Here is a 7273-nt window from a genome sequence, read left to right as displayed (position 1 = left end):
GCAGGGAAGGTAAAACCATCTGCTGGTAAGCTTGCAGGAGCGTTCATGTAAGCGTCACCATCATGACCCCAAAAAAAGTGAACGTGAATATCAATCAAACCTGGAGTAACATGCATTCCTTTAGCATTTACTACCTGTGTACCTTTAGAGGCATCAATATTCTTGGCAATCAATGCAATTTTTCCATTAGTTATAGCAACATCCATTAACGTGTTGATATTGTTCTTAGGATCTATCACATGACCACCTTTTATGACAATATTGTATGGCTTTTCAGAATCAGACTGCTGATTTTGTTGAGCCTTTAAATTTAAGCTTATGAAAATTAGCAGTGCGAAAAAATAAAAATGTTTGTACTTCATTTTAATCGTTTTTAGGTGTATTAATAGTTATTTTTAAATGTGTAGAATTATATGTGTTAGGATAAATTAATAGTAAGAGTTAAAAAAGACCATTAGCCCCTATACGTTATAAACATAAATCATTTATCATGTTAAATTAAACCCAAAATAAACTATATTATTTATTTAATCGAGAATTTAATTTTCACTGATTTTAGCTAGCTTTTTTTAAACATATTTTGAATTTCATTTTGAATTTAATAAGTTTAAATTTCCAATGGATAAACAAGTAAAAATAGATTATGTAGAATTGATTGACCGAATGAGGTCAGGATATGATATGTATTGGAATCAGTTATTCAACTCTGCTTACACTATTCTTCACGATCAGCAAGCTTGCGAAGATATTATTCAGGATATTTTCATTAACCTCTGGAATAAAAGAGAAAGAATAGAAATCAGAGTTTCTCTCAAATCTTATCTTTTTGCTTCAACTCGTTATGAAGTTTATAGGCAGGTACGCTATGGATCAGTTCGAGAAGATATCTTTGATCATATTCATGAACGTTTAGAAACTCCATCCGAATACGGAAATATTGAATATAGAGAACTCCTTTCTCAAATTAATTCAATTGTTGATAACCTTTCGGCAAAATGTAAGGTTGTTTATAAATTAAGTCGCGAAGAGCAGTTATCGCATAAAGAAATAGCTTCCCAATTGGATATTTCAACTAAAACAGTTGAAAATCATTTGAATAAAGCCTTGAAGCAATTAAGAATTTCTTTAGGGCTATACTAACATTTAATAAAGTTCTTTTATTAAAAACATTTTTTCTATTTTCAATTCTAATTGTAACTGTGCGTTGAAACACGTTCAAAAAGAATAGTTATAAAAACTAATTTCATCTAATACACATGAATGATTCCTATAAATAGTGTCTCATAAATGACATTTGATCAACAAATTTATTAATAGATTATTTTTTTTAATAAAAACTAGGGGATACCTCTATTTTTTTACTCTACTATATAAAATCGACCCATTTTGGAAAAGGAAAAATTTCATAAGTTACTTGATAAATACATCGCTGGAGAAGCTTCTCATGATGAAGAACAGCGTTTGTTGAACTTTTATGGCAGTTTTAAATCTTCTTCTGAAATAGAATCAATTCCTGAAATGGAAGATTTAAAGGATAAGATTTTTGGCAATATTTTAGATAAAATTACTCCAGAAGAGGATTATTCTCACTCCTTTAATTTTTATTACCTGAAATCTCTTTCAATTGCGGCAATGATTTTGCTTACAATTACCACCGGTATTTACTTCTATTCTAATAGAATAATACAAGAGGAAGAACAGTTTGTAGAAATCAATGTCAAAAATGATATTCTTCCAGGAAACAATAAAGCTATTTTAACCCTTGCAAATGGTTCAAAGATCAGTTTAGATGATGCTGAATATGGATTGCTAGCAAGTGAAGGGAACACTGTAATTACCAAAACTGAAAATGGTGAAATAGTTTATGAAAAGAATGCCATTGAAAAAAATAAAGGAATTTCAAACCATGCTCTCACCAATACAATTCAAACTCCTAAAGGGGGTAAATATCAGGTTCGTTTACCTGATGGTAGTAAGGTTTGGCTAAATTCAGCTTCAACTTTAAGTTATCCAACTGCATTTACTGGTACAGAGCGTAAAGTCAAACTTAAGGGAGAAGCCTATTTTGAAGTAGCTTCAAATAAAAAAATTCCATTTCGTGTTGAAAGTGATGGCCAGATTGTTGAAGTTTTAGGAACCCATTTTAATATTAATTCTTACGATGATGAGGATTTTACCAAAACAACCCTATTGGAAGGTAGTGTTAGGGTAATTCTTAATTCAAAATCAGATGTGCTGGGCAAGACCAGAATGCTCAAACCTGGAGAGCAATCGCTAACCAATTTATCTCAATCAGGTATCCGCATTGAAAATGCAGATACTGAAAAAGCGGTAGCCTGGAAAAATGGATATTTTAAATTTAAAAATACGCCTATTCAGCAGATTATGCGAGAAGTTGAACGTTGGTATGATGTTGAACTGGTATACGAAGGTACCATGCCAACTGATGAGTTTACCGGTTTTATCTCTAACGATGTAAATATCTCAGGTGTATTGAAAATTCTTGAGCAAAGTGGAGGGGTGAAATTCAGCGTTAAAGGAAAAAAAATTAAAGTTAAAATGATACACTAAATCCTGAAACTAAATTATGATAAAAACCAATAGCAGCTAATAAAAATGAAAAAGGATTAAAATGAAAAAAACCGACTCGGTTTGCACCCAAAGACCGAATAATATTTAAATTAATCCTAGTATGAAATTTCGTAAGCACGAAATTTTAATTAATTAACCAAAACAAATTTTAAAAATGTAAAAGTATGAAAAATGTTTTACTAAGTGAATGCAGCGTCTCCTGCATAAACAATTTTAGGAACTATCCTAAAAAGAGACTATCTAATCAAATGTTACGAATTATGAAACTAACTACCATTTTCATTTTAGTAGCCATTATGCAGGTAAGTGCGAATGGATACTCACAAAATGTGACGTTAAATGAAACGAATTCTAACCTGGATAAGGTTTTTACTGAAATTCGAAAACAAACGGGTTATGATTTCCTATACAATACCAGGCTACTTAGAAATACAAGTCCGGTTACTGTTAAGGCAAAGAATTCCTCATTAGAAGAAGTTTTGGACCAGGTTTTCAAAAACCAGCCACTAACTTATACCATCACAGAAAATACAATTATTCTGAAAAAAAGAGATGAGCGATTAATGGAGCAAGTTTCTAAATTTTCAATAGTAAACTCAAATCGTGAGGTTGCTACTATGGGTAATACTCCTTCTTCAGGTCTTGTGTCAAACTTTAATATCGAGCAACAAAGAGCTGATGTTCGTGGTAAAGTAATTGATGCATCTGGTGAAGCCTTAATTGGTGTGAGTGTTCGTGTTAAAGGTTCTGAAACCGGTGCATCTACAGATGTAAATGGTAACTTCTCCTTAAATGCACCTGAAAATGCTACTCTTGTATTTACTTACATTGGTTATATAACACAAGAAGTTGCAGTAAACGGAAGAACCACTGTGAATGTAACATTGGTTGAAGACCGTCAGGCATTAAGCGAGGTTGTAGTAACCGCTTTTGGTGTAACTAAAGCAAAAAGAGGTTTAGGTTATGCCGTACAAGAAGTACGTGGCGAAGAGTTTACAGAATCACGTCAAAATAACATTGCAAATTCCTTAACTGGTAAGATTGCCGGTGTAGATGCAACTCAAGCCAATTCTGGTGCAGGTGGTTCTAGCCGTGTAATTATTCGTGGTAATACATCTTTAAACGGAAACCAGCAGCCTCTTTATGTGGTAGATGGTATGCCTATTTCAAATACGAATAGAGGGCCAGTAACAAGCACTGAAGGTTTAAATGCCGACCGTGGGGATGGTATTTCTAGAATAAACCCAGATGATATTGCTACAATTTCAGTATTGAAAGGTGGTGCTGCTGCCGCTCTTTATGGTAGTCAGGCTGCAAATGGTGTAATATTGATTACCACCAAAAAAGGAACTACTCAAAAAGGTGTTGGTATCGAAGTTACTTCTGATGCCAATTTTGGTACTCCATCAGTTTTTCCAAATTACCAGTATGAATACGGACAAGGTAATGATGGTGTGAAGCCTGCTACGGCTGCTGCCGCATTGAGTTCAGGACGTTTGTCATATGGTGCAAAAATGGACGGTTCGATGGTTATGCAATTTGATGGAGTTTTGCGCCCTTATTCACCATTTAGAGTAAAAGATAATATTAAAAACTTTTATGAAGTAAGTCAAAATATTACCAATACCGTAGCATTTAGTGCGGGTAGTGAGAAATTGAAAACAAGGTTATCAGTAAGTGATCTACGTGCACAAGATCAACAACCTAATTCTGATTATAAGCGTAAAACTGCTAACCTGAATGTTTCTGGTAAAATGGGTAAGAATGATTTCTTAACTTTTGAATCAAGTGTTCAGTATAATTTGATTGAAGGTAGAAACAGACCAGGTGTAGGTTATGCCGATTTCAATTCAGCATGGCCTGTATATTTGGCAGCAAACGTAGTTGATGTTCGCAACATGGCAGGTACTGACCCAACCAGACCTGGAATTAGTGTGGCAAATGGAAGAGAATTGGCTTGGAACCCAGTTCCTGTGGCTTTTAATCCTTACTACGTAGCTTATCAGATTGGAAATAAGGATGCTCGTCAGAGTTTAATTGGTCGTGCTAGTGTTCAGGCTAATATTTTGCCTAACTTATTTGTAAAAGGTACTGTAGCACGTGATTTTAATTATACTACTGACCAAGTATACGTACCAAATACCAATAACTATACACCACTTGGTTATTTCCAATCAGGTACCATGCAGGATGATAAAACAAACTTCCAGGGTATAGTAAACTATAACGAAAGATTCCTGAAAGATAAAATTGGATTGAATGTTCTTGCGGGTGCACAAAGTGAAAGAGATTTTTCTAAAGGAAATACAGCCAATGGAAGCCAATGGGTTGTCTCTGATTTTTATAGTGTTACCAATTTGGTTAATAGAGATCTGGTTAATGCCTCACAAGGTTCGTTTGGAACAAACTCTGTGTTTGGAGAAGCAAATATTGATTACAATAATCTCTTCTATTTAACCGTAACTGGTCGTCAAGATTGGTTCTCTGTGTTAAATCCAGGATTTAACTCCATTTTCTATCCATCAGTTGGTGCAAGTTTTATTCTTTCTGAGGTGGTTAAAATGCCTAAGTTCATTGATTATGCCAAATTACGTTCATCATGGGCTGAAGTAGGTAGTGCAACTGTGAACGCAGGAAGTATCAATCAAACGTATGCAGTTAGTACTGTAAATGCTTATGGTCTTCCAACATTAACAAACCCGAATGTTTTGAATAATCCAAATATTCGCCCGGTTACAGTTGAAACAATTGAAGGTGGTTTTGAAGTTCAAATGTTAAATAGTAGAATTGGATTGGATGTAAACTATTATTCAAGAAAAACCAGAAATGACATTCTTTCTCCACCAATTTCTGGAGCTACAGGATTCGCTGCAGGAAGAAGAAATCTTGGTTTGGTGACTAACAAGGGTTGGGAAATCAGCTTAACAGGTACTCCAGTCAAGAAGGATAATTTCTCATGGGATGTGAATTATAACTTTGGCTATAACATGAGTAAAATCGTTGAACTAGCTCCTGGTATTGATGTCCTATCTTTAGGATCTGGTATTGGTGGTCCTCAAATGATCAATGCAGTTGGTTTACCTTATTCTACTGTTAGAGCCAATGTGATGAAGAGAGATGCTAATGGTAATAAAGTTTATAACACTGCTACCGGTTATGAAGTTCAAGAACTGCAGGATATAGGTGTGGGTAACCCTCCATACCTGATGGGTCTTGGAAATAATTTCCGTTACAAACGCTTTAGTTTAACAATCGATATCGATTCTAAGTTTGGCGCAGTAGGTTACAGTAACTTAATTCAATATGCTACCCGATTTGGTCATACCCCACAAACACTTCCTGGAAGAGAGGGTGGTTTAACTGTAAGTGGTGTTAGTGCTACTGGTGCTCCATACACTAAGGTTTGGAATGTGGTAGATCTTGATACGTACTACAATAACTTTGGAAATGCTTATCCGGGAATGTGGGTTTACAAAACAGATTTCATTAAACTGCGTCGTACAGTATTGAAATATCACTTACCTGTAAATGCACTTAAGTTCATGAGAGTTCAATCTGCTTCTGTGGGTATCACTGGCTTTAATTTGGCTATCCTTTATCAGGATAAGAGAACTAAAGAAGCAGGTATTGATCCTGAAATGCAGGAAACAGTAGGTAATGCTCAGGGAAGTCAGGGTGTAGCTTTTCCTAGAACCAGAAACATTGGCTTTAACCTGAATTTAAGATTCTAATATTTAAATCTAAGAACATGAAAAAGACATTCATAAAAATGATATATGCGGCCGGAGCTGTTCTTGTATTTTCAACGATGCAATCGTGTAATACCGAGAAGCTAACTGACCTGAACAAGAATCCAAACGCAATTGAATACGTAATTCCAGATTATTCTTTTACTGCAGCAGTATTAGAAAGCGGTCCTGGCGAGAATTACAGACCATTAGGACAAGGATTGCAGTATTTTTCTTCTTATAAAGAAGTTCCTGCAACAGGAGATAAATTCTACAATTTTAGTGGAACAGCCGGTAACTTTAATATTTATACTGGGCAATGGAATCGTTTATTACAACTTACTAAGCAAATCTCTGGCCCAGAAAACGTGAATAAGCGTGCTGCTGTTGAGATCCTTAGAATTTTGGCTTTCCATCAAAAAACAGATGTGATGGGCGATATGCCTTATTCAGAAGCGATGAAAGGTTTGGATGTATTAAAGCCTAAATATGATACTCAAAAAAGTATCTATGCAGCTATGTTAACCGAACTTGAAACAGCTTTAAAATCTATGGATGCTACCAAGCCAAATGTATTTGGTAGTGCAGATCCTTATTTTAAAGGTGATGTGGCTAAATGGAAAAAATTCGGATATACGTTAATGCTTCGTTTAGGCATGCGTTTATCTGATATTGAGCCAGCCACTTCAAAGGCCTGGGTTGAAAAAGCGGTAGCAGGCGGGGTAATGACAGCTTTTGCTGATATTGCTTACCTGAAATATGCGAACGTTACTGGTCAATTTAATCCAAGGGTTAATGGATACATTAATGGTGACTTTACAAGCCCAGGTGGTGATAATATAGAAGGAAGTAAATGGTCAGGTAAATTCATTGATCATTTGAAAAATACAAGTGATCCGCGCTTGCCTGTACTATCTGTTGTTTGGGTTCCAGCAGCTGGTAATACGTATACT

4 protein-coding genes and 1 pseudogene are annotated in these 7273 nt (G+C 35.1%); 4 read left to right on the top strand and 1 reads right to left on the bottom strand.

The genetic code is table 11. From position 1 onward, the window contains the following. Window positions 1–362: pseudogene (locus ACIQZ6_RS10840) on the bottom strand (hypothetical protein); the annotation flags it as partial. Window positions 363–618: 256 nt separating this feature from the next. On the opposite strand from ACIQZ6_RS10840, the gene ACIQZ6_RS10835 reads away from it, so the two are divergent. The 4 genes from ACIQZ6_RS10835 to ACIQZ6_RS10820 form a co-directional block, all read left to right on the top strand. Next, the gene (locus ACIQZ6_RS10835; protein WP_395810982.1) at window positions 619–1140 is read left to right on the top strand and encodes an RNA polymerase sigma-70 factor; all 522 of its coding nucleotides are present in this window, start codon (window positions 619–621) and stop codon (window positions 1138–1140) included. Between the two features lie 246 nt (window positions 1141–1386). Then, window positions 1387–2571 (top strand): FecR family protein, encoded by a 1185-nt coding sequence (locus ACIQZ6_RS10830; RefSeq protein WP_395810980.1) that lies wholly within the window; start codon window positions 1387–1389, stop codon window positions 2569–2571. A gap of 281 nt (window positions 2572–2852) precedes the next feature. Continuing rightward, window positions 2853–6323, top strand: coding sequence for a SusC/RagA family TonB-linked outer membrane protein (locus ACIQZ6_RS10825; protein WP_395810978.1), 3471 nt, complete (start codon window positions 2853–2855; stop codon window positions 6321–6323). A gap of 17 nt (window positions 6324–6340) precedes the next feature. Continuing rightward, window positions 6341–7273: SusD/RagB family nutrient-binding outer membrane lipoprotein (locus tag ACIQZ6_RS10820; protein ID WP_395810976.1), on the top strand; the 933-nt coding region annotated here is incomplete at its 3' end.

Origin of the sequence: Daejeonella sp., from assembly GCF_044348475.1 — a bacterium.
Taxonomy (GTDB): domain Bacteria; phylum Bacteroidota; class Bacteroidia; order Sphingobacteriales; family Sphingobacteriaceae; genus Daejeonella.
The sequence above is the reverse complement of the archived record's forward strand: the minus strand, read 5'-3'. Positions and strand labels throughout refer to the sequence as shown.

What these genes read in the sequence shown, in the direction of transcription:
- ACIQZ6_RS10835 (WP_395810982.1), top strand. Translation starts at nt 619, where the DNA reads ATGGATAAACAAGTAAAAATAGATTATGTAGAATTGATTGACCGAATG.
- ACIQZ6_RS10825 (WP_395810978.1), top strand. Translation starts at nt 2,853, where the DNA reads ATGAAACTAACTACCATTTTCATTTTAGTAGCCATTATGCAGGTAAGT.